Raw genomic sequence first — 25,785 nt, 5'->3', positions numbered from 1 at the left:
TATAATTAGCTTAAAGGAGTGGGTTGCAATGGATGACATCGATCTTCAAATCTTGGAATTACTGAAAAGCAACGGCCGCATGACCAGTTCGGCATCTGGCGTCCTTCTGTCTCATAGCAGCTCCAATATGCCGTTTCTAGTTAGCGGCGTCTTTCTGGGTTCCGCATTATGGTGGATGGGTTTGACAGGGAGCACCGCTTTGTTCAGAATCAACATAATGTCAGGGCGTTCGAAACAGCTCATGTTCAACAAACTGTCCGGATTGGTAATGTTGTCTTTCGGCGTTGTCTCCCTTATTCAATCTCTCAATCTTCAGGAGTTCCTTTAAACGATATCTCTCACTATACGGTAATCTTTTTTACCACATTGCCTTCAAAATCCTTAACGATAAATTGCCCGCCCTCTAGAATAGCATAGGAATTCGGATTATTCTCTTTAGGCAGCGATATGGAGCCGGGATTCAGTACATACACTCCCTCTTTTACATCGGCAACTGGTATATGGGTATGTCCCTGAATAAAAATATCCTTCTCGGAAAGCGCCGGCAAATGCTCAATGCTAAAGCCATGACCATGTGTAGCGTAAATCCGTCTGCCTTCGTGCAAAAGCATTACATAATCGCCCATCATCGGGAATTCCAGCAGCATTTGGTCTACCTCGGCGTCACAGTTTCCACGTACTGCGGTTATCGGCTTGTTTTTGTTATATGCATTAAGCTTATTAGCAACCTCTTGTGGGTTATAGTCCTTTGGCAGCGGATTTCTTGGACCATGATATAAAAAGTCTCCTAGAATAATAAGACTGTCCGGCTGCTCTTCTTCCACCTTTTCCAAAGCCCGTTCCAGCCAAAATAAAGATCCGTGAATGTCGGAAATAAACATTAACTTCATCATGTATTCTCCTTTTCAACTTAACTTAATTAAATATGCGCTTAGACAATAATCTTAACCTTGAACATACCACAACGCAAAGCGGACGTTCCCAAAGGAACGCCCTGCCCGCTATATCTTAACACTCACGGCAAATTCGAGGATCCCATCAAAAAGCGGTCTACTTCGCGCGCAGTCTGACGCCCTTCGTCAATAGCCCAGACTACAAGGCTTTGCCCGCGCCGCATATCGCCTGCTGTGAACACACCTTCTACATTGGTTACTTGTGCTCCGAACTCTGCTTTGGCGTTCCCCCGCTCATCGCGTTCCACCCCAAGCTCGCCCAGTATAGTTTCTTCGGGTCCTGTGAATCCCAAAGCCAGTAATACCAGCTGCGCTTGCAGGGTCTCCTCACTGCCCGGCACTTCGACCGGTACCATTCGTCCCTGTTCATTACGAGTCCATTCAATACGCACTGTACGCAGCTCCTGCACTTGCCCGCCCTCATCGCCGACAAACCGTTTCGTCGAAACCAGATAACGGCGCGGATCTTCTTGATACAGTGAAGCGGCCTCCTGCTGACCATAGTCCACTTTAAGCACCTTTGGCCATTCCGGCCAAGGATTGTTAGACTGACGTGTCAGCGGCGCCTGTGGCATAATCTCAAGCTGAGTCACACTGCGGCAGCCGTGACGGATCGAAGTGGCTACACAGTCTGTTCCAGTATCCCCACCGCCGATTACAACTACATCCTTACCTGCTGCTGATAAATATTCCCCATCGGCAAGCCCTGAATCCAGTAGACTCTTTGTATTCAGCGTTAAAAACTCCATAGCTTGATGAATCCCACGCAGATCGCGTCCTTCTATCGGCAGATCACGTGCCTGTGTAGATCCACCACACAGTACTACAGCGTCATGCTCTGCCTTGAGCTGTGATGCAGGGAGATCTCGGCCGATCTCTGTTCGAGTTACGAAGGTAATGCCCTCAGCTGCAAGCAGATCCACCCGGCGCTGCACAGTCTTTTTATCCAGCTTCATGTTGGGAATACCATAGGTAAGCAGACCGCCAATCCGGTCCGCCCGTTCATACACAGTCACCGTATGTCCAGCCTTATTAAGCTGTGCCGCACAGGCAAGCCCTGCCGGACCTGAACCCACTACAGCTACCTTTTTACCCGTGCGATGAAGCGGCGGCTCAGGCACAATCCAGCCTTCTGCAAAACCTCTATCTACAATCGACTTCTCAATAGATTTAATGGTGACAGGTTTGCCGTTCATCCCTACCGTACAAGAGCCTTCGCAAGGAGCGGGACAGACACGGCCTGTAAATTCAGGAAAGTTGTTAGTCTTATGCAGACGTTTCAGCGCTATCTCCCAATTTCCACGATAGACCATATCGTTCCATTCAGGAATCAAGTTGTGCAAAGGGCAGCCGGAAGCCATACCAGACAACAGGCGTCCTACATGACAAAATGGCGTACCGCAATCCATACAACGCGCCCCTTGCTCGCGCAGCTTTTCTTCATCCATAGGTATCGAGAATTCATTCCAATTCTTAATTCGCTCCAATGCCTCACACTCGGAGGGTGTCTGTCGTTCAAACTCTAAAAATCCGGTTGCTTTCCCCATCTCTTTCATCCTCTCTACCAAAGAAAAGTACTCTCTGTCACTTTCTGCTGTTATGCCACTCTAAAGCGCCAAAGTAAATGCCTTAATATTAGCACCCCATATCTTTAACGAAAATGAGTAATGTCACCTTTTTATGTAAAATAAGAGCATCCATTCAAAAGAAAGTTCCACGCAAAAAAAGCACACAGCGCACTGTACTCATTGAGCACAATACTCCGCATGCTTTTGAAGAATTATCTGTAAAAAAACATCTAGTCCACCGTCAGCACTACCATTCCAATCCCGCTTACAGTTAGCTTATTACCCGTCAGATTCTGCGCAAGATCGGCTCCAAAAATTGTTTTCCATGCACCAAGCTGTGGCAGAACCAAAGCCGTCTGTTCTACATTAGCATTAAAAAGCACATAGATATGCTTCGCCGCATCGCCTCCAGCATGGCCACGCAATGTATACGCTACCGAACTTACCGGTGCTTTTTCAAATACTAGATGATTCCGAATGTCATCTGCCGTTCGCATACGGAAAGCCGGATGTGCTTTACGCAAGGCAATTAGCTGCTTCAGATATACCACATCATCTTGATGAGCAGCGCACAGTTCCCAATCCAATTGGTTGATCTTCACCGAGGATTTATAGCTGTTCTCTACCCCGTTTTTCGTGCGCATAAATTCCTGACCCGCATGGACAAAGGGGATTCCCTGACTCATGAACACTATCGCAGAAGCTAACCTATGCATAGATTGGCGCTGTTTGTCCGTCTGCCCTTGTGTGGACAGTAATATTTTATCCCATAACGTATGATTATCATGACATTCCACATAATTGACGGTTTGCTGAGGCTCCACGGCAAATTGTCCAATGCCTGGGGCATAAGCAATGCCTCCCGCGACCCCTGCCTTTATCGCAAGCTCCAGTCCCATCATTCCGCTGATGAAACCCGGTTGATCATGCAGAAAAATATTCCCTTTAATGGCATCCCGGAAATCATCATTAAAATGTCCGATTCCCGGCAGAAGCGCAGCATTCTTCTGATGAGCGAGCCGCTCCATCGGCAACTCCGTCCCCATCATCCAACCTTCACCAATCGTCATGATGGACGGGTCAATCCCATCCAGACGACGCCGGATTTCCTCCATCGTGTCGAGGTCAATCAAGCCCATCAGGTCAAAACGAAAACCATCGATATGGTATTCTTTGGCCCAATAAACTACGGATTCCACGATGAAGCTGGACATCATCAAGCGTTCTGAAGCCACGTCATTCCCGCAGCCAGAGCCATCCGACAGGCTTCCGTCTTGCTTGTAACGCAAATAATAGCCGGGAACCAGCTTGGTGAAATTCACACGATAGCCATCGTACACATGGTTGTAAACCACATCCATAATGACGCGGAGACCCCGATCATGAAGTGCTTGAATCATTGTTTTTAGTTCCCGGATACGCAGTCCAGGCACATATGGATCTGTAGCATAGGAGCCTTCTGGCACATTATAATTCTTCGGATCATAACCCCAGTTATAATGCGGTTCATCCAGCCTCGTCTCATCTACACTCTCTGTAGAATAATCATAGACAGGCAATAGCTGCACATGGGTTACACCGAGGTTCGCGATATGATCGAGTCCAGTGAGAATACCCTCCGGTCCGCGGGTTCCTTCTTCCGCCAAAGCAAGATATTGTCCTTTATGGGTCATACCGCTTGCTGGATGAATGGATAAGTCACGCAAATGAAGCTCATAAATGATGGCATCCACAGGATCATCCAAGGGTGGCTTATCTTCCGTCCACCGTTCCGGATCTGTTTTACGTAAATCTAAAATAGCTCCCCTATCACCGTTCACTCCTACAGCACGTGCATAAGGATCAACCGCCTCATTCCACTGTTCTCCAAGACGTACTCGGTAGGTATAGAACTTGCCATCTAAATCACCGTCAACTGTAATTCTCCACGTTCCCCGGACATCACGGATCATAGAATACTTACACTCTGCTGCTCCCTGCCATGAATTATAGAGTACCAGCTCCGCTTCTTGAGCGGTGGGCGCCCATAAACAAAAAGCTGAACTCCCCGGTGAGTACGTTAGGCCAAGATCGTCCCCATCATAGCTGAATAACTGATCAAACTCCTGAGCAAACACGGAAATCCCTCTAGTAGCCGCAGGATCCCCATAATAAATGGGTTCCTTCATTTCCCTTTGTACGGACAAAGCACCTATCCCCTTTTCCAGTTATTAACTGGATTATAGTATGATCGTCTAAGTAGTGCAAACGTTTGGACTCAAATTTTTCAAGCTATTTTGTCAGGACAATCCCTCTACCTCGATGCATCCGCAATATCTAGCCCGACCATCGTAATAATGTCTTTATTCGCAAAATACGGAATACGCCGTTCTTTCCCTAGAGTGACTCTACCGTCCTTGTACCGCACACCATTATCGTGGACAATCAGGGTAGCACGCTCTCCGTCCTCAAATCCCTCATATCCTATACCTAGTACCCAATGGTAATCGTAAGTAAACTCACCTCTCCACCGCAGACGAAACCACTTATCTAATTTAACAGCCACAGGCCGGCCGGCATCAATTTCTGTTTTATATACTTCAAAATCATTAAACGTAGTAATAAGTAACTTTTGCTGATCCTTAGGTAAAATCACTGAATGGATATAGTTCTTCAGTCCTTTGGTAAAACGGCGCACACTCATCCCCCAAGGTCTTCCACCGTGATGGCTGTATATGTAATTAATATGAGCGGCTTTGGAAGGAAAATGACCTTTGCCCCGAATAAAGTCCGCTCCTAAATGGGTGTTCCAATACTCCGTTAACGCTGCCATCGTAGCTGGGCCACATGCAGAGGACGGGGATTCGACCCCAACCTCCCACTGTGTATATGGCTCCGCAGGCAGTTTCTTGCTAATCCGAGGCTGTCCATGCTTCATTCGGATAGATCCCCTCTTAAAGGGCTAGACTTAGGAGTACAATGTGGAGTTGCCTCCGGAAGTAGAATTACATTTGCACCGGCATCCAATTCTCCTTCTGCAGCTGCTGCCCCTTCCATTGTTGTCTCCCGTTCTTCTGTCTGCACTGTATCTTCCACATTTATCTCAGCTTTACTATCAGGATTAATCTGCAGCGTGAAATAGAAATTAGAGCCCTCTCCTTCACTGCTCTCTACAGCGATAGCTCCGCCCATCAGCTCAACGAGCTTTTTACAAATCGCCAGCCCCAATCCTGTCCCGCCATATTTGCGATTAAACGAGGAATGCAGCTGATAAAAGGACTGAAACAGCCGATGCTGCTTCTCTAGAGGAATGCCAATCCCCGTATCCCTAACATTAAATTTCAAAGTTAATTTCTTTTGATCTGCGGACAGCTTCTGCTCTACGTAAATACTGATACTGCCCCGATCTGTAAACTTGATTGCATTGCTGACCAGATTGACCAATATCTGACGCAACCGCCCGGCATCGCCCATAATCAGTGGCGGGACTCCAGGTGCCATGCTGCATGATAACTGAATATTTTTCTCCAAAGCCTTAGCTGTAAATAGATCGATTACGCTGTCCAATACGGCTTGAAGCTGCACGGGCTCATTTACAATCATCATTTTTCCGGCTTCAATTTTGCTGTAATCCAGTATTTCATTCAAAATAGATAGGAGCGAGCTGCTGCTCTCCTTAATAATGTCAGTATATCCAAGCTGTTCTTCATCAAGCTCCGTCTCCGCCAGGAGATCCGTCATCCCTACAATTCCGTTCATCGGCGTACGGATTTCATGGCTCATAATAGCTAAGAACTCAGACTTAGCCTGGTCTGCTTTTTCTGCGGATTCCTTCGCCCGAATGATTTCCTTCTCATCCGTGATGTCCCGGAATACTACAACAACACCCTTCGGCTCCCCTTTATCAAACAGAGGGGTTACCTGGTATTCCGCCAGAAAGCTAGAACCGTCCTTACGCCACAAGACCGCATCTTTACTCTGATAAGATACACCTGACTTAATAGCCTTCATCAGTGGAGATTCCTGCGGTCGATAATGGCTCCCATCAAGCGCTATTTGCTGAATATGATCCAAATAAGGATGGCCCATAATTTCATCATGTTCATAGTCCAGCATTTGCAAACCTGCAGGGTTAATGAACGTCACCTTCTCCTCCATATCGAGTCCAAAGATGCCTTCTGAAACCGCATTTAAAATAAGGGTATACTCATTGCTAAGCTTCTCAATTTGTTCTGTATAACGGATGCGCTCTGTAATATCACGGGAAATCCCATACACACCCACTACTTGGTCATCTACAATGATCGGAATATTGGTAGTATTAATTTCTACAAAGTGTCCGTCTTTATGAATAAGCGTTAGATCATAGCTTTGAGGATAACCCTGGGCGGCTAAGTTAAAATGATACAACGTCTTCTCTATGTCCTTCTCATGCACAATGGGGCCAAAGTACATTCCGATCAGTTCCTCCAGCGAATACCCGGTCAACTTCTCCAAATTCGCATTGGCAGTCAAATAGTCTCCATGCAAATTCATAGAGTACACAGCAGATGGATTGTATTCAAACAATGATTTATACCGTTGCTCGCTCTCCTTAAGCTTGAACTCGAACTGCTTGCGCTCCGTAATTTCCCGCCCAATCGCTATAATCTCCAAGACATTTCCCTCATCATCATAGGTATAACGACTGCTCGACTCGAACCAGACATAGGTGCCATTCTTATGGCGGTAGCGGTAAGCTACAGCCGGAATAACGCCAGAGCTGCGGCTCTGCTCCATTAAACCTTGCATCATAACTAGATCATCGGGGTGAAGATAATTATAGGCGCTTGTCCCAACCATCTCTTCAGGTTCATAACCAAGCAGGGTACGGCTAGCCGAAGAACAATATAAGAAAACACTGTCTTTGACCGCATGACGCGAGATTAAATCCAGCGAATTCTCGGACATCAATCTATAATTGCGTTCACTTTGACGAATTTGTTCTTCCATTTGCTGCTGCTGATCCCGATGATCCACCGTTTCCTGAGCTGCGATCTTTAGTTCCGTAATATCCTCGGCGTATACTATAATATACGAAGGGACTTGTCCTTCTTCTGCTCCTAATCCAGAGAACATGAGAGACAGGCAAACGGGTTGACCTTCTTTGTTTAAAAAACAATGTTCCTTCTTCCAGCTGCCCGCTGGCGATTTCTGAAGCTCGTCCATTACTAATCTATAGGAGAGCTCTTTTGAATGTGCCTCTCTATTTTCCGATTCTGTAAAAAGAGCCCCGGCAAGAAACTCGGCCTCCGTAAAGCCAAGTAGATTGCAAAAAGCCGGATTGACTTTTATCCAGTTGAAATCGCCGTTATTCGAAAACAGTACGGCCATTCCTTCTGGAGACCTCATAAATGCATGATCCAGAATTGCGTTAAATTCTACCGAGCTGCCCATTTAAGCCAGACCTCCTTTGTTGCTAGTGCTAAAGCTCTCATACCTTCTTATGTCAGTATACGATAAGAGAACTGGGGAAAGAAATGTCTAGCGCATTATTTTAAATTGGAAATATTTAAATTTAAATTATTGACGCTAGCAAATAAACAACTTATATTTAAGAATAAATATATCGTTCGTGACCTATTACGATGGAAGCACCCGTAATAAAGGCTTTTGCCTTTGCTACGGGTGCTTTTTTGTTGTCTTCAGGGATACGGACAAAAGGAGGAGCGAATTAATGAACGCACTAAAGTCATTCCCCTTACTACTACTGGTGATCCTGCTATCGTTAAGCTCATCAACGGAAGCTTTTGCTGCAGCAACGACTGAATTAACACCCTCTATTCAAGCGGCTTTTGATCTAACAGCTGCGACTGCCGACGGTCCTACAAGGATAAAGATGACTAATCTGTACAATGATTTATCTACTTTAAAGATGCAATACAATAATCGTGAGGAGCAGATCCGAACCCTTCACTATAATAATGAGCAAACACTGATTGCAGTACGTAAGCAAATTAAAGAGATTGATTTAGAAACCGTAGCTCAACTGGAGGCTACCGTTAAGAGCTGCAAACAGCACTATCAGCCCTTATTCGACCAGTACAATGCGCTTAATAAGCGTATCAAGATCGCCAAGGGTCTTAAAAACAAGACTTTGAATACCGTATTACAAGCCCAAGGTGATGCTATGAAGATCCTGGTTCAGTTGGCACGCAAAGAAATTAGCGACAGACAGAATCAGTTGAATGCAGCGAAACAGACACGTACCCGAAAGATAACCTATGCCCGCAAAACCTTGTCTGGCATTGATAGTCCACAGGTCTCAATTAAATCAAACAAAAGCGTAGTCACCTCATTGAATAAACGGATTTCCGCAGATTGGAGTGACTTCAAAGCAGCGATTCGCAAGCAAAACCTTACATTAACCACTCAGTCTCTGTCCTCACTCGTCTCCGGTTACCGCCAAATCGCAACACACAAGCAAAAAATCATAGAATTAGAACAAAAGATTTCTGCTGTCATTGCAAATACGAGGAAACAGATCATTTAACGGACTTTTTCTTCTCATTCGCTCTGCGGTAAGCCATTACTTTGCGGTACATGCTTTTATCAGAAAGATGTTTAAAAATATACGGGTCCGGACTAGTATTCACTTCAATAATCCAAGGCGTCATGGATCTATCCAATCCTACATCGACACCAATCTGTCTAAACCCAGGATATTTCTTATGGTAGAAACGTCCGGTATCTTCTCCTAGCTTTCTCAGGATCTTAAGCATTTGCGCTTGCTGAGCTTCGTTCAGATAAGGAGACAGCAGCTTTTCCATAGCAGTTAGTTTGCCGCCGCTATGATAGTTGGTAACAATCTTACCTTTCTCAGCTACCCGGCCGATCAGACCGGTAGTTTCCCATTTGCCCTGCGGGCTGAGCTGGACCATCACACGGATATCAAAGCGGTGTTTCCCGTGCTTTAGCAAAACTATTCCTCTCTGGATCAGGTAACTACGTCCACGCGTTGCTTTCTTTAAAGATAAATGGAAGGCGTCGAAGGTTCTAAAGGTTTTGAGTCTTGTTCCACTTTGGTACTTATATTCTGTTCCATGAGCCTCTCTACTCTGCTCAACCTTCATCACACCATTGCCATAGGTACCGTATTCCGGTTTAACATAAACCATTCCATATTTCAGCAGCATAGCTTTCAGATTGACTTTACTGAATTTTATCGTTTCGGGAATCAACGGTGAAATTTCAGCGCTTCGCATGAGCACCTTGGTTTTAATCCATTTGCTGGTCAATGCAGACTTTAACTTCTTTCCCAACTGTCCTCTCCCCTGTCCCTCAAAAAATAATCACGGCCTTAGTAAGCCTTAGTATTTTATGCTGCAACTGTACAAATGGCATGAGTGAAACGCCCTCTCCGCTTTCGGATGTATCTACTGTTTACTGTGTTGCATATGGTGGAAGAGGATATCCATTAGCGGATAAAAGGAGGCGTGAACCATGCACATTTGTATCATTGCACCGGAGCAGTTCCCAGTTCCGGGAGACGGTTCTGTAGAAATCTGCATTTGGGCCATTGCCAGAAGACTGGCGGAGAGACATAAGGTAACCATTGTTAGTCGGAAGGTACCTGGACTACCTGCTGCCATTATATTGGAGCAGGTCAGAATTATCCGATTGCCTGCAAGCACCCCAGCCCATTATCTTACTTCGGTATTAGAATACATTCAGAAAGAATCCTTTGACATCATTCAGGTTGATAATCGCCCCCATCTTATGTCTGCTGTAAAGAAGCAGCTTCCTCATATCCCGGTATTTCTGTTCCTGCACTCGCTTACCTTCACACCGGGTACAGATAAAGTGGCCAATGCCTTGGCAAAAGCGGATCTGATCATTGCCAACAGCCACTCCTTACAGCGAAGATTGGATCGCCGCTTCCCGCAACTGACCACAGGGATTCATATTGTCTTATTGGGAGCTGATCTTGACCGGTTTACCCCTGTGCAGTTATCTGAAAAACAACAGCTTCGTAGTTTCTACAAACTCCCGCAGACCTTCACAGTTTTGTTCGTGGGTCGGGTTATACCCCGCAAAGGAGTGCCTATATTAATCCGTGCTATGTCGCATTTAAACAAACACCTCCCCGCTCATCTGGTCATCGCCGGCAAAGGCAAACCGTCGTACATACGGCAGTTGAAGCTCCTTGCACGGCGGCTGAGAGTGTCTGTTACTTTTCTAGGAAATGTGGCTCATGAGAATATTCACACCCTTTATCAGGCGGCAGACTGCTTTGTATGCCCTTCCCAGAACCATGAATCCTTCGGTCTTGTTAATGTAGAAGCTATGGCCTCCGGTCTACCTGTTATCGCTTCGAATAATGGGGGCATCCGAGAGATAGTCGCCTCTGGCCATAACGGTTATCTGGTAGAACGATATCGCGAGGCTTTACCCTTTGCCCGGTATTTGCTGCGGATAGCCCGCCATCCACAATTGGCAGTTACCATCGGATCACAAGGGAGAGCCGACGCGCTTGAGGCCTTCAATTGGCAGCGTACAGCAAACCATTTAGAACAGCTGTATCAAGCTTCTGCAACACCACAGCAAGGGTACAGAACTCTTGCAGATGGAATGCAATTGTAGACTCACCAAAAGTAGGGGCCTCCTAAGCTATTAACTGGCTGCTGGGTCCCTTTCTTTTTGGAGCTTGCTTGAGCTAAGCACCAATCTCCGAATGAATTAGGTAACATATGCGCATACAAGGTAGCTATCGGACACAGCTGACCCCAAACGCAGCTTTATCCCTCATTTGCAATGCTAAAGAACCCTATAACCACTATTGGCATGAAAAATGTCCCATATGAACGTCATCCATAGGAATAACGCCAGTGGAGTCCGCAAACATGTTCCAAGGGTCAAAAACTAACAAACAACGTCATATGGGTCCTTAAGCCTCAGAGGAGGATTATTACTCCACGATGCAGACAGGCCATGAGCAACAACAAAAAGCAGCGATCCTCCCTCACGGGAGAATCGCTGCTCTGCTTTGTTTCCGGATTTTACAATAAATAGGTAAGTTTCATTCAAATCAATTGAATAACTGTAAGCACAAGCCCTACGACAAACCCGCATAAAGCTCCGTTCACACGAATCCATTGCAGATCTTTACCCACTTTATCTTCCAGCATATTCACTAGACTAGCGTCATCCATGCTGTCCAGATTCTCTTTTACCAAAAGACCTATTCTGTAGTGGTTAGCCTCTACAAAGGCAATTAGCGAAGCGCGAATCCGCTCTTCCCAGCTACTGATCCATTCTAGTTCCTTGCCAATACGACGTACAAGCAGGGTATATAACGTGAACAGCTTGCGTCCGCCAGCCGCCCGATCTTCCTCCAACAGGGAAATTGCTTTGCTGCGAATGTTCTCCAATTGCGCATGCAGGAATTCGGTTGCTGCTTCGCCTTCAAGCTCATTCAGTGCCCATTCTTTTAATGAAGCCAGTCTAGCCTCGTCATTAACAATCTGGAACAGGGCCACTCGAATCTCGCGGATAATCTCTTCACGGTATGGGCTATCCTCTTCCCGAAAATCGCGGATACCGGACTGCAACATACCTTGCAGCATTTCACCAAGCATATCTGCATCCATAAACCCGACAAAAGCCTGAAAAGCCATACCTTTAAGTCCGCCAAGCTTCACTTCAGCCAATTTCTCGCTGGCAATCTTGCCCAGCATAGCCTTCGTTTCAGGACGTCCGCTCCAAGTAGACACCCCTTCCAGCGCATAGTCTAGAGCAGCTACATCTTTACCGTCATTCATTAACTTAGTAACTATTTTATCAGCCGCAACGCCAAGCTCAGCTTCACGAACATATTCGGAGGCTGCCTTTTGCAGAAACGGTACTGCCTTCTCTACCGGAAGACGAGACACGAATTCGCCAAGCTGCTCCAATATTTGTACTCTTGCCTTCTTTTTACTAAAGAACTTTGTCAGTAGCTTGGAGCCCATTGATATAAAGCCAAACTTACGCAGCTTGTTCTCAATGCTTTCCTTGTTAAGAAGCTCAGTCTCCATCGCGGTGATTAGTGATTGGATGATCTTATCGCGATTCTTGAGCAGTAGTGAGGTGTGTGGAATACGTAGCCCCATCGGATGGCGGAACAGCGCCGTTACCGCGAACCAGTCGGCAATCCCCCCTACCAAACCGGCTTCGAAACCACCTCTCAGTAGAATCACGGCTAGGTTTTCAGGTAGAAACAGTGTAAGCAGAAACCCACATGCCATAAAGGCGAGTGACATGGTGGCTAAGTTTTTGGATCTCATAAATAGTCCCCTTTACATAAGCAGCTGCCGATGTCCTTACACAGGAAAAATACCGTCGGTCACGTTCCACGAACATAAGCTGACGATAGATTCGGCTAGTCGGTTAGTTTGATAACTATTGTACCACGACTGAACTATTATCTAAAAATATACTGTAAAAACCTCTTATCTCTTGTTGGACGTTCATTATTGTACAGTTGCATGAAAATGGTTTTTGGTTTTCAGAATATTAATGATAAGATACAAGTAACGTTTCAATACCCCTTAAAAAGTACCACTTTACCTGGAAAAGGAGCTCATACAATATGCTGATTGCTTTAGATATGGATGGAACATTACTGAACGAAGAAGGAAACATCAGTCCAAAAAACCGCGAAGCTATTATAAAAGCTCAGAAACTAGGTCACATTGTTATCATTGCCACAGGCCGCTCTTTTATGGATGCAGAACGTCAGCTTCGGCTAGCGGATCTGGAATGTCCTGTAGTCAGTCTAAATGGCGCAGTCGTCACATTATCTGATCGCACCCTCGCGGCAAGCACGCCGCTGAATAAAGCAGACATCATTCCCGCTCTGCGCTGGATGAACGAAATTCCGGACTTGTATTACGAGGTATACACTGAGGATAACGTTTATGTAGAGCTGAACAAACGTGTACGGTTAGAGAAATTATCTGCACTAAGCGATGAAGAAGTTCCTGAAGAAGTCAGCTGGCTGCTGAAAGCAATGATCGATCAACAGTTTCAACAAGCAGCGGTTACCTATGTGGAGAGTATGGAAGAGGTGTGGAGCAAGGAGGAAAATGTTATTTATAAAACATTGGCTTTTTCTCTAAACCGAGAGCTGCTCAAGGAAGCTTCCACCCGCTTCGCAGCTATTCCGGGCTTAATTATTACCGCCTCCCATGTAAATAATATCGAGATTAACCATGAAGAGGCCAACAAAGGCTCCGGTGTAACCATGCTTGCTGACCATTATGGTATCCCGCTAGCGGATGTAGCTGTCATGGGCGACAGTTATAACGATCAGCCGATGTTCGAGAAGGCCGGCTACCGGATTGCTATGGCTAACGCAGCGCCAATTCTTAAGGAAATGGCGGAATTCATCACCACCAGTAATGAGGAAGACGGAGTCGCGGCAGGAATTGAGCATCTTTTGAAAAGAAATTCTAAAGAATAATTTCTGCATAAAGCAGCGGATGCACAAATAGCACCGTGGGCAGTTCTGCTCACGGTGCTATTTGTGGGTTTATTTTTGCTAGGTAGGGGTCTCTCATTTACACTTTAGGTTTAGGTTGTGGCGTGCCTGTAGCTTACTTGTGGCTTGCCTATAGCTTACTTATCGCTTTCCTGTAGCTTACTGTGGCTTACCTATAGCTTACTTATCGCTTTCCTGTAGCTTACTGTGGCTTGCCTATTGCATCCCCCGTCCCTCTCAAGAATTAGTTGTACTTCGTACAGTTAAATGCCCTCTTTTAGGCGCTAATTCGGATTTAATTGCACTCTGTACACTTATATTCAGCAAATCTATTCAAAACGCAAAAATTCGCGATTTTTAACTGTACAAACTACATCTAAATCGCAAGGCATTCACTACTCCACGAAATAGTTGCACTGAATACATCTATTTCACTTCAGCCGGTCAATCTCCCCATGTCTACAACTGCCTCCGGGTTAAAGCGAACTACCTTTCCATTCATCCCAAATCATCAAGGAAGCTGTCCTCCCCCTCCCATTCGGCAGACACTCGTACGTAGTCATCCACCTCAGGAAATTCCAACAGTTCAATAATAATCAATTCGAGCGCTGTAATGGCCCGCAGTCCATGCTTCGTACCAGCAGGTACCGTGACCGTGTCCCCGGCGGCAACCGCATGAAGATGGCCATTCATCCGGTATTCTCCATTTCCAGAAAGAAAAGACCAAACTTCTTTAGTATGCCGATGAAAATGGTAGCTGGTGTGCTCGCCTGCCAAAATGGTTATTTTAGAGGTCGTAACCTCAATACCTGCCGCCGTACGAGAGAAGTCCAAAATGCGTGAGGTGCCCCAGCGTTTTTCTTCAATCATAGGCTTCGCCGCATGGCCCTCCAGTTTTTGCTTAATTCGTTTTGCCTGCTCTATCCCAGCAACCAAAATACCATCTGGCCCCGACGCCACGATTAAACCAGGAGCGCCGATGATATGCACAGGACAAGAGAGTTCGTTGATCAAATGGGTACCTTTTGAATCCTCAGAAATACTCCCACTGCCAATTACTCTTCCTTGCAAATGAGGAACAAGTGCATCCCAGCTGCCAATATCCGCCCACACCCCAATATAGGGGATGACTACCGCTCGCCGCGTGTGTTCTAGCACCTCATAGTCAAAGCTTCGTTCTGGCAATTGATCATAATGCTCCATAAACTCCATGTAATCTACTGGAAGATCCCGTTCGATCATACTTGAGAGCAAGTACCCTAATGAGCAGGAAAACACGCCGCAATTCCACAGTCCTCCCTGAGAAATGAACTCGGCGGCTGTCGATTCGTTCGGTTTCTCCGCAAACTGCTTAACATTTAAAAAAGACGTCCCCCCTACCCCAGACCCTTCACCCGGCAGAATATAACCGAACTGTGTAGAAGGAAATTCAGGTAAAACACCAATCAAAGCAATGTCCGCTTGTGATTCGGCAAGCACACTTGGAAATTGATGAAGCTGTTTAAAAAAAGAAGTCTCCACATACGAATCCACCGGAATGACCACTACGATCTCTTTTGAGTCCATACCCTTCACAGAATGCAGATAACTCGCCGCCAGAGCTACTGCAGTAAAAGTCCCCCGTTTCTGCGGCTCTGCTAATAAAGGGACTTGAGCACTAACGGATTTGCGAGTAATCTCCACCTGACTGCGATGAGTCACAATGCAGCTTGAATCCAACAAACCTACTTCTTCCAGCCCTCTGCATACCCGCTCGATCATCGACTCCATACCGCCAGCTTCTGTTGGAAGCAGCCTTAAAAAAGCTTTTGACCTGATCTCATTTGATAGCGGCCACAACCGCTTCCCCGATCCCCCTGAAAGGAGTACGATCTGCAACCCTATCGCCCCCCTGCGCTAGATTTAGCCCCCGGTGTTCTCACATACCCCTTTCGTTTATGAAAAGACAATGATCTATACTTCTCAGCCAGCTGATTCACTTTCTGCTTGGATAGCTGTCCTGCATTCATATGGAGACCTTTATTACGCGCTTTTTGAATTTTCATTCCCTCGCGATTCTTCGAATACAGGTAATTAGCATAGGTTTCGAATTCGGAAAAGGCAAATTGCTTGGAGCGGTTCATACTGTGTAAAATAGCTCGATACCAGGGCATTTGGTGTTTTGCTTCTATCTCTCTTTTCATTTGGGCCAATTGACTGCGTTCAAACAGCATATAATGGGTCACAAATGATGATTTTGCGGTCACCTTGCGGCCCATGAGTTTCTTATAGGTTACAAAATACTGTGGTTGGCTCCAGTTCCGGCTGTAAAAGAGTGTCTTGCCATTCGCCCGAAAATGGTGGGGGGTGATCAGAACGGTATCGGCATCAATGACCAAAAAATAATCCGCTGTGCAGAGCTTGTCACCATTCAGCTTCAGCAGCTGTTGGAATAGCCAGCCGGAACGTTCCCAGGTGCGTGAGCGGTAATGAATGTCTTTTTTCGTAATCGGCAGCACCGTATTCTCATCAATAAAGGTACAGCCTTTTGTGTGGCAGAACTCAATCATCCGTTTCTTTTTGGGAGCAACAATTAATATCCGGCCGATGGGATGCTTAACCTGCTTTCTAACAGCGTCAATCACATGGGGAAGGGTCTGTAAATCTTTTTCAATCGCGGGAATCAGTACATCTATAGTAACGGCATGTCTGATGCGGGCCTTACTGGGCGAGGGCATAGGGTCATCTCCATATCATGTTTTTGCTTTAGGATATGAGCATGATAGGAAAAGGGAATGGGCATCACAGAATTGTTCAGGAGAGTGGCAAATGTGCGCTGGACAAGCCTGCGATGCGCGGGCAGAAATTTTTATATTATAAAAATAGAAACAGACCTGCACCCGGCGCCCTTTACTGGGGCAAATATGCCTCTCTTTTCGCTTATGGAGGCGGATTTGCCCTTTTCTAGGGCATTTTTGCCCCTCTTCTACGTCGCAGCTCCTCTTCTGCTCATTTCTAGGGCATATATGCCTCTCTTTTCGCTTACAGAGGCGGATTTGCCCTTATTTAGGGCATTTTTGCCTCTCTTCCACGTCGCAGCTCCTCTTCTGCTCATTTCTAGGGCATATATGCCTCTCTTTTCGCTTACGGAGGCGGATTTGCCCTTATTTAGGGCATTTTTGCCTCTCTTCCACGTCGCAGCTCCTCTTCTGCTCATTTCTAGGGCATATATGCCTCTCTTTTCGCTTACGGAGGCGGATTTGCCCTTATTTAGGGCATTTTTGCCTGTCTTCCACGTCGCTGCTCCTCTTCTGCTCATTTCTAGGGCATTTTTACCTCTCATTCCGCCCACGCAGCCACTTTCCATCCAATCTACGGGATTTATACCGTACATTCCGTCCACGCAGCCACTTTCCAGCTAATCTACGGGATTTTTACCGTACATTCCGTCCACGCAGCCACATTCCAGCCTATCTACGGGATTTTTACCGTACATTCCGCCCACGCAGCCACAATCCACCCAATCTACGGGATTTATACCGTACATTCCGCCCACGCAGCCACATTCCAGCTAATCTACGGGATTTATACCGTACATTCCGTCCACGCAGCCACTTTCCATCCAATCTACGGGATTTATACCGTACATTCCGTCCACGCAGCCACATTCCAGCCTATCTGTGGGATTTATACCGTACATTCCGCCCACGCAGTCACATTCCAGCCTATCTACGGGATTTATACCACCGTTGTGTCCCACTCCCACACCAATCCCCATATTTTTACTGGCTCAATATCCAACACTTTTCCTGTGCAGTAAAAAGCCTGGGATGGTATATTGTAGATTGGCTAAATTTTCGGCACATTTTAAGATGAACTCAAACATCATAGAACTAGATTTGTTGAGACCACTCTATACAGAAATAATGAAGGTGAATCTATTGAATAAGCTTTTATTTCATAATATCCCACTGGGAGCTACTGGTGAGCGGATCCCGCAAGCGGCTGTGGCCTCAGCGCAGACAAGCCAAGAGCTGGTGAAGCGGGAGGATGAGGACTCCGCTTTTTTTCGCAGGCTGGAAGAAGGCGGCATCTTACTCAACCGTCCGCAGATTTCTGCGGTACGGCATCATAAAGGGCCGCTTCTAACACTGGCCGGCGCAGGCTCCGGCAAAACCTCGGTTCTGATCTGCCGAACCGGTTATTTGTTGTCCGTGCGCGGTGTCTCGCCAAGTCAGCTGCTATTGCTGACTTTTTCGAGTAAAGCTGCGGCGGAAATGCGCGAACGGATCGCCCTATTACCGGGAGTAGGCCCAGCGGACGTCGCGCGGCTGCAGGCCCGCACGTTTCATTCCTTTTTCTTATTTTTCTTGCGCAGACAAGGATTGCAGCAAGAGATTTTCAGTGAGACGCGGCGCCAGCACATCCTGTTGAAACAAATCATGCGTGAGCTAGGGCTACCTAAAGATGCCTATCCACCGGAAACGCTACTCTCCCTGCTCTCTTCCTGCAAGATGAACATGGGTACCGTAGAAGGCTTGCCTGAAGGAACCACCGCTGAAAAAGAAATGAAATCCATTCTGGAAATCTACGAACAATGGAAACTAGACAATTTTAAAATCGACTTCGATGATGTCCTCTTAATCGCCTATCGGATGCTAAAGGAGCGTCCTACGCTTTTACAGGAATTGCAGATGAGATATCTATACGTGATGGTGGATGAGTTTCAGGATACCAATGCCCTGCAATACGAATTAGTCAAAATGATTGCTCACCCACAGCATAATCTGATGGTCGTTGGCGACGATGACCAGACGATTTATTCCTTCAACGGGGCACGCAGTGAATTCATTCTGGAATTCGAGAAGCTGTACCCGGGAGCAAGGGTTATTACACTTGATATTAATTACCGTTCTGGTCCAGCTATAGTCGGACTCGGCAACGGTATTATCCGGCACAATACGCGCCGGCGTTCCAAAACCCTGCAAGCTGCCAAAGGGAGCGGGAGTCAGCCCCGGTATATGCGTCCCCAGACAGCAGACGAGGAAGCTGAGCAGATGGTTGAGCATATTTTAAACGAGGTTTCGAGCGGCAAAAGAGAATATAGCGACTTCGCCATGTTATATAGAGCGTCCAGCAGCAACCGGGCCGTTCTGGAATTACTTCTTTTACGCGATATTCCCTATATTGATTATGGAGAAGGGCAATTACTGTACGAACACTGGCTAATTTCCCCGGTCGTGGATCATATGCGTCTCTCCGTGAATCGGCGGAATTTTGCGGCTATGGAGAACATCCTGCCTACTCTTTATATGAACCGTGAAAAAGGTATGAATCACATCCGGCAGATGGAAGCTAGACAACCAAAGCAAGGCCCACTAATCCATCTGTTGTCCATGCCCGGCATGGAGGATTTCAAGGGCACTAAGCTTAGAGAGCGGCTGGATCTAATTCGCAATATGCGCGAGTTAACCCCAGTCCAAGCGATTCGCCAGGTCCGCACGCAATTCTATGATTATTTCATCGAAGCGAATGAGCGGCATCAAGCAACCTTGCATCGCGAAACGTTAAAAGAAATGCTAGATGAACTAGAATCGTCTGCAGAGCGATTTGATAGTATTCCTGCCTTTCTGGATTTCATAGATAATGTTACGGAACGTAATGAACATAATCGTCAGCCAAGCACCAAAGAACAAGGGAATCGGATCGCGCTTATGACCATTCACAAATCCAAAGGATTAGAGTTTCCTGTGGTCTTTTTGATTGGAGCCTCTGAAGGAATTCTCCCGCATAGCTCCGCCCTGGAGGGGGACCGGCTCAAGGACCGCAAGCTGGCCGCTGCAAATAGTGGGAGTTCAAGCTTGGCTGCCCTGGAAGAGGAGCGAAGACTGGCTTACGTAGCTGTTACTAGAGCCCGGGAAGAGCTGTTTATCAGTTCACCTGCGAGGCATCGGGGCAAAAAAGCAGAGGTCTCCCGCTTCATGTTATCAGCCTTCCGCTCTGCCGTTTCTTCCACAGCAACGACTACGGTGAGCAGAACAGTGACAACAAGATCCTTACCTACCAGCCGGACAACTGCGACAAGAACCCATGTCGTTGCGGTATGGAATTGTACCAGCAGTACCTGTCCTGGCTGGACACGCATGAAAGCGGGCGGAGCTGAGGATCATTTAACCTCAAAACCCTGCCCGTTATGTAGTTCCCCTATGGCAAAGGACCAACGAGAAGTTCCTGTATGATTCAACGCAAAAAAAAGCAAGTTTCCTCTTCCCTGGAAACTTGCCTTTTTTATAAAAAATATATGTTTAAGCTGGAGTTACTACCGCTTCTTCTTCCTCTTCTTCATGCACGGTCTTGATCTGGATCATTACGGTTGACGGTTCGGTCAACACTTCAATACCGTCCTTGAAGATCAGATCAGAGACGAGCAACTGGTCGCCAATATCCAGTCCGCTGATATCGACTTCCATGGAGGTAGGCAGATCCTCAGGCATACAACGAACTTCCACTTCATAGATTTCTACCTGAAGTGTGCCGCCTGCTTTAATCCCTACGGCTTCACCTGCAAAATGAATAGTCACCTTGCTGTCCATGCTCTTTTTCATATTTACATGTTGAAAATCAATATGCAGAATTTTGCCGGACAGGGTATCCTTCTGAATGTTCTGAACCACGACCGGAACCTCTAGCTCTTCCGATACCTTACCTTGCAGAATTGCGCGCGGATTCTTTTTGAGAATGTCCAGAAGTTCTTTTTCATTCACTTCCAACGTCAGAGTCTCTTTACCAATACCATATAATACAGCCGGAATACGTCCTTGCTTACGCGCCTGATTGATGTTGGACTTGGTGTCAGTCTTACGTGTGTTGAATTGAATAAACTTATTCATTGGGTTTCCCGCTCTCTTTGACCATAAATTCTTGTCACACTAAGTGTAACATGACCATATAATCTAGTCAAACCAACTGGAAGAATGCTAGGATTCGTATTCGTCAAAAGGGTCCGCGATCTCAATCTCATATGCTTCAGCATCACTCACCCCTACAGATAATACCGCCCGGCCTCCTCCAAGACGTTTCAAGCCACCGCTAAAGATGACATCCTCCAGTTCTTTGCGCTTGCCCGGGCCCGCCGGAAAATCACTGCGGACTGCAATTATTTTGACCGGAGTTGCTTTATAAGTCTCAGGATTCAGCGAAAAAGCCATGGCATAATAGTGTTTGTTTCCGGCGCTATCGAAGCAGGCAATGTGGCCCAATACGCCCACCATTCCACCCCGCAGCAGATGAGCTTCATTGGCTCCCCCCCACTCTTCGGGCACGAATTGATCCTGAAGCACCTCGGCATCAATAAAGGTCTGCTCATTCAGTTCGTCCAGCGAAGGAATCACTGTGAACCCAATCTGTCCTCGCCCACCCCGTTCGCCCTGTGGCCGGGTAAATACGCCTACACTGCCATTATCAAGCTCGATAAGCCGGATATCCTTCATCGTGCCGGGACCTGAAGAAAAGTGGGTTAAAGAATCGATGTGATACCCCCTGTAGAATTGGGTCACCCAGGAGGTAATCCGGTGCGGATCATCCGCTGCCGTAATCACTTCCACCCCGCCCACAATAAGTTCCCCCCTGATCCGGGTCCAGCACGGGTCCTGTAAATTGTACGTATGCGTATGCGCACGAGGCCTCCAGACTCCATCATGGCATGTAAAAAAGAAGACTTGAGAGAACTCACTGTCCCGTTCCTCAACTCTTCCCATTAGTACTTCCTCCCCGTTATACATAAACGGGGCGGTTATATTATAGACATCCCGGTGCCCGACACCGGTGAACGTCAGTTTGTTTACTATGGTTGTACCGCGTCCGGCATGATATGTATCCAGAAGCTGCTTACAGGTGGCTGTCCGTGCCGGGTTCCTTGTCATCATCGTCCTCCTCATAATCATTTGAACGATCGATTACCCAATCGTTGTCTTCCGCATCCATGGCGATCAGCTCGCCGGGCTGGACATTAAAGTATACACATAATTTTAGCAGCAGATCCCTTGGATACTGCACCATCTCATTCTTGTACATTCGGCGTACTGAATCAAAGTGGTAATTGATCTCTTTGGCAAGCTTACGGATCGATAATTTCGGATCATGCCTCAGCATGACCTCGCTCAGTTTACTGCGTATGACTGGCATTCATCCACCTCCTCCCATAATATATCCGCACTCACCCAAGGAGTCAATTAAATTGACAAGATTAAATGGTCATGTTACAGTGGGATTAGGAAATAATTTGCAACATTTCTAATTTCAGAAAAAACAAATACCTTTCCCTATTCAGAAAATAAAGTCTTCTTTATTTTCTTTTTTTGTATCCAGACCAATCGCAAGACCATTAGGGAGGCTCTTTGAATGAAAAATACAGTCCGTAATCACAACATCGTGTTCCTGGGAACCAGTCTGCCGCGAGAGTGCGGTATCGCCACGTTCACACAGGATCTGCTAGATGAACTTATCCACCTTCCCGGCTTCAACCCGCCCCGGATTATTGCCATAAACAACAATGAAACCTACGCTTACGATCAGCAGGTAATACGGCAGATCGACCAGCATAATTACGCAGATTATATAGATACGGCCGATTTCCTCAACAATTCTGATACCGATTTGTTGGTCATCCAACATGAATTTGGCATCTACGGCGGAGAAAGCGGTGAATACCTGCTGCCCTTTGTCGAACGTTTGAACATTCCGTATGTTGTTGTTTTTCACACAGTGTTGACCAAGCCCTCCCCTAAGCAGCATCAGATCATCCGATGTCTGGCCGAGCGTAGCGTGCAGGTCGTGACGATGGCGGAATCAACCCTTACTGATTTATCTACTATTTATGAGATCCCAGTTTCCAAAATCACATTCATCCATCACGGTGTCCCTCAAGTGAGCACAGCTTCACGCTCCAGCCTCAAAGCACAATACGGTTATCCAGACCGCAAAATCCTCTCCACCTTCGGCTTCCTCAGTCCCGGCAAAGGGATTGAATACAGCATCGAAGCCATGCGCGGCGTGGTCAAGCGACATCCCGAAGCACTTTACATTGTCTGGGGCAAGACCCATCCGGTCGTCAAGCTGGAATCCGGCGAAGTTTACCGCCAGAAACTGACGGACCTCGTAGAAATGTTTGACCTGCAGAACAATGTCCAATTCGTCGATAAGTTGTTGACCCAAGAAGAAGTAATAGAGTCCTTGGTCATGTCAGATATTTATGTGACTCCTTATCTGGGTAAGGATCAGGCCGTCAGCGGCACCCTGGCCTACGGAGTCGGTTATGGCCGGGTCATCGTGTCGACCCCTTACCGCTACGCCCAGGAAATGTTGGCAGAAGGCCGCGGTCTACTGGCTGATTTTCATGATTCTGCTTCCTTGGAAGCCTGCATTTTGCGCTTGCTGAATAGCCCCGCCCTGGTGCAAACGATGGAAGACCGTACGTTGAAGCTCGGGCTCACTATGCGCTGGAACGAAATCGCCAAAATCTATGCCGCCTTGTTCCACAGCCATATCCAGAGCTCGGCGTCAGCTGATCGGAGCGTGATTTAATGGAAACCTCCACCACAGTACAGGCTAAACCAGGCTATCTGCGCAGAATCACGGACGATACAGGAATCTTTCAGCATACCAAGTTTGGGGTTCCGGACCGTTCCAAGGGCTACACTACCGATGATAACGCCCGCGCCCTGATTGCTGCGGTCTTAATGTACGAGAATTCCCGGGATGCCGTGGCACTCGATCTCATTCATACGTATATCTCTTTTATCTATCATTCCCAGACAGCGGACGGCAATTTTCGCAATTTCATGGATTATAACCGCTCCTTTATAGAGGATAAAGGTTCTGAAGATTGCCAGGGACGTACCTTGTGGGCACTCGGGTTCGCCTTGTCGCATGCTGCTTCCCTGCCCGATAACCTGATGAATACCTGCCGGTATTTGATCAATCAGGCACTGCCGCATCTGGAAGCCTTGGGCTCACCTCGGGCTGGAGCCTATGCCATCATCGGCCTAAGTTATCTTACCGAAGCACCGGGCTCATTAGGTTATGCTTTTCCATACCCGCATACTGAAAACACGACCGAAGAAGCCGCCTTTCTGCCAAGGGCAACCATTGAGAGTCTGATCGAAAATATTGCGGTTCGGCTGCATAATCAATATACCCGCTATAAGGGGCACGGCTGGAATTGGTTCGAGGACAGCATCACTTATGGCAATTCCATGCTGCCCTGGGCTCTGCTTCGGGCCTTCCTGATCTCCGGGAATAAAGACCTGCGGGAGACCGCCAAGGAAAGCCTGGATTTCCTAGCTTCCACCACCTTCTCCAGCAAAGGTTACTATAAACCGATCGGCAGCCATGGCTGGCTGCTGCGTGATGGGCTGGCTGCACCCTATGATGAACAGCCCATTGAAGCCTGCGAGATGCTGCTGGCCTGCCGGGAAGCAGCTGTTGTTCTTGAGGACCCCGCCTATCTTACGCAAGCAGAATTATGCTACAACTGGTATCTAGGGCATAATTCCTTGGGAATCCCTCTGATCGATCCGCAGACTGGTGCTTGTTATGACGGCATCCATGCCGCGGGGCTCAACCTGAACCAAGGCTCGGAGAGCATTATATCCTTCACAATTGCCCGGTTGGTGATGCATCATGAATAAATATGCTACGATCCTAGCCGGCGGGGGCGGAACACGGTTTTGGCCCCTGTCCAGACAAGAAATCCCAAAGCAGCTGCTGAATATTAGTGGCAACGACATTATGCTAAACGATACGATTGAACGCTTCAAAGGGATTATTCCTCAGGAGAATACAGTTATCGTTACTAATCGTACCCAAGCAGTATTGTTGGAGAGTATTATGCACAGCAGCGTTCTCAAAGCTAATATTCTAATTGAACCTGTGGCGCGAAATACAGCCGCTAGCATTCTTTTTGCAGCATTATCTATAGAGAAATCTCATGGCAATTCTTTGATGGTCGTCCTGCCTTCCGATCACTATATAACGGATGAGGAACAATTCCGTCTTACACTAGACGAAGCCTGTACTGTTGCCATGGAGTCAGACAAAATAGTAACCATCGGAATCAAGCCTACTTTCCCATCTACTGGCTACGGCTATATTGCCTTTGATAAGACGCCGATTGCGACAAGCCCAGTGGCTGTATATGATGTAGATGAATTTGTAGAGAAACCAAACTTTCAGAATGCACAGAGTTATCTGGCATCCGGTAATTATCTATGGAATAGTGGGATTTTTATTTGGCAGACCTCTGTCATTATTGATAATTTCAAACGTTATCTACCTCGACTCTACAAAACCATGCTGCCCATCAGTGATTATTTGGGTACAGATCAGGAAGAGGAAGTTATTAACGCCATCTATCCAACGCTTCAGAATATTTCGATTGATTACGGCATTTTAGAACGCTCTGATGAAGTTGTCGTGCTTTCCGGGCAGTTTGGCTGGAATGATATCGGCAGCTGGGATGCACTGGGTTCAATCTTCCCTCCGGATGATGCAGGCAACATTATAAAAGCAAATCATGTGGGGATAGATACCCATAATTCAATCATCTATGGAAATGGCAGACTGATCACGACCATTGGTGTAGACGGGTTCATCATTGCGGATACTGGGGATGCACTATTAATCTGTCCCAAGGATAAAGCGCAGTCAGTCAAAGATATCGTGGAGCTTCTAAAGGAACAGGGAATGACAGAATATATCTAACAAAAAGGAATGCAAAAAGACGGGCCATTGCAATACATGCATGGTC

General features: G+C 46.8%; 22 protein-coding genes. 8 read left to right on the top strand and 14 right to left on the bottom strand.

Annotated elements, in window-relative coordinates:
* The first annotated feature begins 28 nt into the window (after window positions 1-28).
* Window positions 29-328, top strand: coding sequence for an AsnC family protein (locus NSQ91_RS01725; protein ID WP_076275960.1), 300 nt, complete (start codon window positions 29-31; stop codon window positions 326-328).
* Between the two features lie 13 nt (window positions 329-341).
* Here NSQ91_RS01725 and yfcE read toward each other — a convergent pair whose 3' ends face one another.
* The 5 genes from yfcE to NSQ91_RS01700 all read right to left on the bottom strand — a co-directional run bounded on the left by yfcE (window position 342) and on the right by NSQ91_RS01700 (window position 7,936).
* Window positions 342-890, bottom strand: coding sequence for a phosphodiesterase (yfcE, locus tag NSQ91_RS01720; RefSeq protein WP_076220270.1), 549 nt, complete (start codon window positions 888-890; stop codon window positions 342-344).
* A gap of 125 nt (window positions 891-1,015) precedes the next feature.
* Window positions 1,016-2,500: a glutamate synthase subunit beta gene (locus NSQ91_RS01715; RefSeq protein WP_076304758.1), complete on the bottom strand. Its 1,485-nt coding sequence runs from the start codon at window positions 2,498-2,500 to the stop codon at window positions 1,016-1,018.
* A 251-nt stretch (window positions 2,501-2,751) separates the two neighbouring features.
* The gene (pulA, locus tag NSQ91_RS01710) at window positions 2,752-4,707 is read right to left on the bottom strand and encodes a type I pullulanase (RefSeq protein WP_076304757.1); all 1,956 of its coding nucleotides are present in this window, start codon (window positions 4,705-4,707) and stop codon (window positions 2,752-2,754) included.
* Between the two features lie 107 nt (window positions 4,708-4,814).
* Window positions 4,815-5,438 carry a C39 family peptidase gene (locus NSQ91_RS01705; RefSeq protein ID WP_076278944.1) on the bottom strand — a complete coding sequence of 208 codons (624 nt, stop codon included), beginning with the start codon at window positions 5,436-5,438 and terminating at the stop codon, window positions 4,815-4,817.
* Window positions 5,435-7,936, bottom strand: coding sequence for a PAS domain S-box protein (locus NSQ91_RS01700; protein ID WP_340916236.1), 2,502 nt, complete (start codon window positions 7,934-7,936; stop codon window positions 5,435-5,437). The genes NSQ91_RS01705 and NSQ91_RS01700 overlap by 4 nt, the downstream gene beginning before the upstream one ends.
* A 280-nt stretch (window positions 7,937-8,216) precedes the next feature.
* On the opposite strand from NSQ91_RS01700, the gene NSQ91_RS01695 reads away from it, so the two are divergent.
* Complete coding sequence (locus tag NSQ91_RS01695) at window positions 8,217-9,032, top strand: hypothetical protein (RefSeq protein WP_340916234.1); 816 nt, start codon at window positions 8,217-8,219, stop codon at window positions 9,030-9,032.
* Here the strand turns inward: NSQ91_RS01695 and NSQ91_RS01690 are convergent.
* The gene (locus NSQ91_RS01690) at window positions 9,025-9,801 is read right to left on the bottom strand and encodes a YheC/YheD family protein (protein ID WP_232061115.1); all 777 of its coding nucleotides are present in this window, start codon (window positions 9,799-9,801) and stop codon (window positions 9,025-9,027) included. The genes NSQ91_RS01695 and NSQ91_RS01690 overlap by 8 nt on opposite strands.
* Before the next feature lie 181 nt (window positions 9,802-9,982).
* Here NSQ91_RS01690 and NSQ91_RS01685 point away from each other — a divergent pair, with 181 nt between their 5' ends.
* Window positions 9,983-11,122, top strand: coding sequence for a glycosyltransferase family 4 protein (locus NSQ91_RS01685; RefSeq protein WP_076192679.1), 1,140 nt, complete (start codon window positions 9,983-9,985; stop codon window positions 11,120-11,122).
* A 440-nt stretch (window positions 11,123-11,562) separates the two neighbouring features.
* Here the strand turns inward: NSQ91_RS01685 and NSQ91_RS01680 are convergent, their stop codons facing one another.
* Window positions 11,563-12,804: a DUF445 domain-containing protein gene (locus NSQ91_RS01680; protein ID WP_076124723.1), complete on the bottom strand. Its 1,242-nt coding sequence runs from the start codon at window positions 12,802-12,804 to the stop codon at window positions 11,563-11,565.
* Between the two features lie 305 nt (window positions 12,805-13,109).
* On the opposite strand from NSQ91_RS01680, the gene NSQ91_RS01675 reads away from it, so the two are divergent.
* Window positions 13,110-13,982 (top strand): Cof-type HAD-IIB family hydrolase, encoded by an 873-nt coding sequence (locus NSQ91_RS01675; RefSeq protein WP_076124725.1) that lies wholly within the window; start codon window positions 13,110-13,112, stop codon window positions 13,980-13,982.
* A 516-nt stretch (window positions 13,983-14,498) separates the two neighbouring features.
* Here the strand turns inward: NSQ91_RS01675 and NSQ91_RS01670 are convergent.
* The 4 genes from NSQ91_RS01670 to NSQ91_RS01655 all read right to left on the bottom strand — a co-directional run bounded on the left by NSQ91_RS01670 (window position 14,499) and on the right by NSQ91_RS01655 (window position 17,647).
* The gene (locus NSQ91_RS01670) at window positions 14,499-15,878 is read right to left on the bottom strand and encodes a sugar phosphate nucleotidyltransferase (RefSeq protein ID WP_076278947.1); all 1,380 of its coding nucleotides are present in this window, start codon (window positions 15,876-15,878) and stop codon (window positions 14,499-14,501) included.
* A gap of 2 nt (window positions 15,879-15,880) precedes the next feature.
* Window positions 15,881-16,717: a DUF6492 family protein gene (locus tag NSQ91_RS01665; protein WP_076278948.1), complete on the bottom strand. Its 837-nt coding sequence runs from the start codon at window positions 16,715-16,717 to the stop codon at window positions 15,881-15,883.
* Between the two features lie 248 nt (window positions 16,718-16,965).
* Window positions 16,966-17,322: a hypothetical protein gene (locus NSQ91_RS01660; protein WP_340916229.1), complete on the bottom strand. Its 357-nt coding sequence runs from the start codon at window positions 17,320-17,322 to the stop codon at window positions 16,966-16,968.
* Between the two features lie 142 nt (window positions 17,323-17,464).
* Entirely contained in the window at window positions 17,465-17,647 is a 183-nt protein-coding gene (locus NSQ91_RS01655) for a hypothetical protein (protein WP_139330080.1), read from the bottom strand.
* 273 nt (window positions 17,648-17,920) lie between these two features.
* Between NSQ91_RS01655 and NSQ91_RS01650 the strand changes: the two genes are divergently transcribed.
* Complete coding sequence (locus tag NSQ91_RS01650) at window positions 17,921-20,218, top strand: UvrD-helicase domain-containing protein (RefSeq protein WP_076278950.1); 2,298 nt, start codon at window positions 17,921-17,923, stop codon at window positions 20,216-20,218.
* A gap of 66 nt (window positions 20,219-20,284) precedes the next feature.
* Here NSQ91_RS01650 and NSQ91_RS01645 read toward each other — a convergent pair whose 3' ends face one another.
* The 3 genes from NSQ91_RS01645 to NSQ91_RS01635 form a co-directional block, all read right to left on the bottom strand.
* Window positions 20,285-20,869, bottom strand: a complete 585-nt coding sequence (locus NSQ91_RS01645) for a 50S ribosomal protein L25 (RefSeq protein ID WP_076101172.1) — start codon at window positions 20,867-20,869, stop codon at window positions 20,285-20,287.
* An 87-nt stretch (window positions 20,870-20,956) separates the two neighbouring features.
* On the bottom strand, window positions 20,957-21,904 hold the full coding sequence (locus NSQ91_RS01640) for a DUF1861 family protein (RefSeq protein ID WP_139330081.1): 948 nt from the start codon (window positions 21,902-21,904) through the stop codon (window positions 20,957-20,959).
* The gene (locus NSQ91_RS01635; protein ID WP_076127054.1) at window positions 21,867-22,163 is read right to left on the bottom strand and encodes a helix-turn-helix domain-containing protein; all 297 of its coding nucleotides are present in this window, start codon (window positions 22,161-22,163) and stop codon (window positions 21,867-21,869) included. Before NSQ91_RS01635 ends, NSQ91_RS01640 begins: the two co-directional genes overlap by 38 nt.
* 216 nt (window positions 22,164-22,379) lie before the next feature.
* Between NSQ91_RS01635 and NSQ91_RS01630 the strand changes: the two genes are divergently transcribed.
* Genes NSQ91_RS01630 through NSQ91_RS01620 form a run of 3 tightly spaced genes read left to right on the top strand, consistent with a single transcriptional unit; the run spans window position 22,380 to window position 25,739 of the window.
* Window positions 22,380-23,561, top strand: coding sequence for a glycosyltransferase family 4 protein (locus NSQ91_RS01630; protein WP_076278951.1), 1,182 nt, complete (start codon window positions 22,380-22,382; stop codon window positions 23,559-23,561).
* The gene (locus tag NSQ91_RS01625; RefSeq protein ID WP_076219709.1) at window positions 23,561-24,667 is read left to right on the top strand and encodes a glycosyltransferase; all 1,107 of its coding nucleotides are present in this window, start codon (window positions 23,561-23,563) and stop codon (window positions 24,665-24,667) included. The genes NSQ91_RS01630 and NSQ91_RS01625 overlap by 1 nt, the downstream gene beginning before the upstream one ends.
* Window positions 24,660-25,739, top strand: coding sequence for a mannose-1-phosphate guanylyltransferase (locus NSQ91_RS01620; RefSeq protein ID WP_076127047.1), 1,080 nt, complete (start codon window positions 24,660-24,662; stop codon window positions 25,737-25,739). Before NSQ91_RS01625 ends, NSQ91_RS01620 begins: the two co-directional genes overlap by 8 nt.
* Window positions 25,740-25,785: the final 46 nt, after the last annotated feature.

This window comes from Paenibacillus sp. FSL R7-0048, assembly GCF_038004505.1.
GTDB lineage: Bacteria > Bacillota > Bacilli > Paenibacillales > Paenibacillaceae > Paenibacillus_AQ > Paenibacillus_AQ odorifer.
This window is presented reverse-complemented; position numbering and strand designations above follow the sequence as displayed.

Excerpts from the sequence above, each read along its gene's own strand:
- NSQ91_RS01725 (WP_076275960.1), top strand. The coding sequence starts at position 29 with ATGGATGACATCGATCTTCAAATCTTGGAATTACTGAAAAGCAACGGC.
- yfcE (WP_076220270.1), bottom strand. The coding sequence starts at position 890 with ATGAAGTTAATGTTTATTTCCGACATTCACGGATCTTTATTTTGGCTG.
- NSQ91_RS01715 (WP_076304758.1), bottom strand. The coding sequence starts at position 2,500 with ATGGGGAAAGCAACCGGATTTTTAGAGTTTGAACGACAGACACCCTCC.
- NSQ91_RS01705 (WP_076278944.1), bottom strand. The coding sequence starts at position 5,438 with ATGAAGCATGGACAGCCTCGGATTAGCAAGAAACTGCCTGCGGAGCCA.
- NSQ91_RS01700 (WP_340916236.1), bottom strand. The coding sequence starts at position 7,936 with ATGGGCAGCTCGGTAGAATTTAACGCAATTCTGGATCATGCATTTATG.
- NSQ91_RS01695 (WP_340916234.1), top strand. The coding sequence starts at position 8,217 with ATGAACGCACTAAAGTCATTCCCCTTACTACTACTGGTGATCCTGCTA.
- NSQ91_RS01685 (WP_076192679.1), top strand. The coding sequence starts at position 9,983 with ATGCACATTTGTATCATTGCACCGGAGCAGTTCCCAGTTCCGGGAGAC.
- NSQ91_RS01680 (WP_076124723.1), bottom strand. The coding sequence starts at position 12,804 with ATGAGATCCAAAAACTTAGCCACCATGTCACTCGCCTTTATGGCATGT.
- NSQ91_RS01675 (WP_076124725.1), top strand. The coding sequence starts at position 13,110 with ATGCTGATTGCTTTAGATATGGATGGAACATTACTGAACGAAGAAGGA.
- NSQ91_RS01665 (WP_076278948.1), bottom strand. The coding sequence starts at position 16,717 with ATGCCCTCGCCCAGTAAGGCCCGCATCAGACATGCCGTTACTATAGAT.
- NSQ91_RS01660 (WP_340916229.1), bottom strand. The coding sequence starts at position 17,322 with ATGAGAGGTAAAAATGCCCTAGAAATGAGCAGAAGAGGAGCAGCGACG.
- NSQ91_RS01655 (WP_139330080.1), bottom strand. The coding sequence starts at position 17,647 with ATGTGGCTGCGTGGACGGAATGTACGGTATAAATCCCGTAGATTGGAT.
- NSQ91_RS01645 (WP_076101172.1), bottom strand. The coding sequence starts at position 20,869 with ATGAATAAGTTTATTCAATTCAACACACGTAAGACTGACACCAAGTCC.
- NSQ91_RS01640 (WP_139330081.1), bottom strand. The coding sequence starts at position 21,904 with ATGATGACAAGGAACCCGGCACGGACAGCCACCTGTAAGCAGCTTCTG.
- NSQ91_RS01635 (WP_076127054.1), bottom strand. The coding sequence starts at position 22,163 with ATGCCAGTCATACGCAGTAAACTGAGCGAGGTCATGCTGAGGCATGAT.
- NSQ91_RS01630 (WP_076278951.1), top strand. The coding sequence starts at position 22,380 with ATGAAAAATACAGTCCGTAATCACAACATCGTGTTCCTGGGAACCAGT.
- NSQ91_RS01625 (WP_076219709.1), top strand. The coding sequence starts at position 23,561 with ATGGAAACCTCCACCACAGTACAGGCTAAACCAGGCTATCTGCGCAGA.
- NSQ91_RS01620 (WP_076127047.1), top strand. The coding sequence starts at position 24,660 with ATGAATAAATATGCTACGATCCTAGCCGGCGGGGGCGGAACACGGTTT.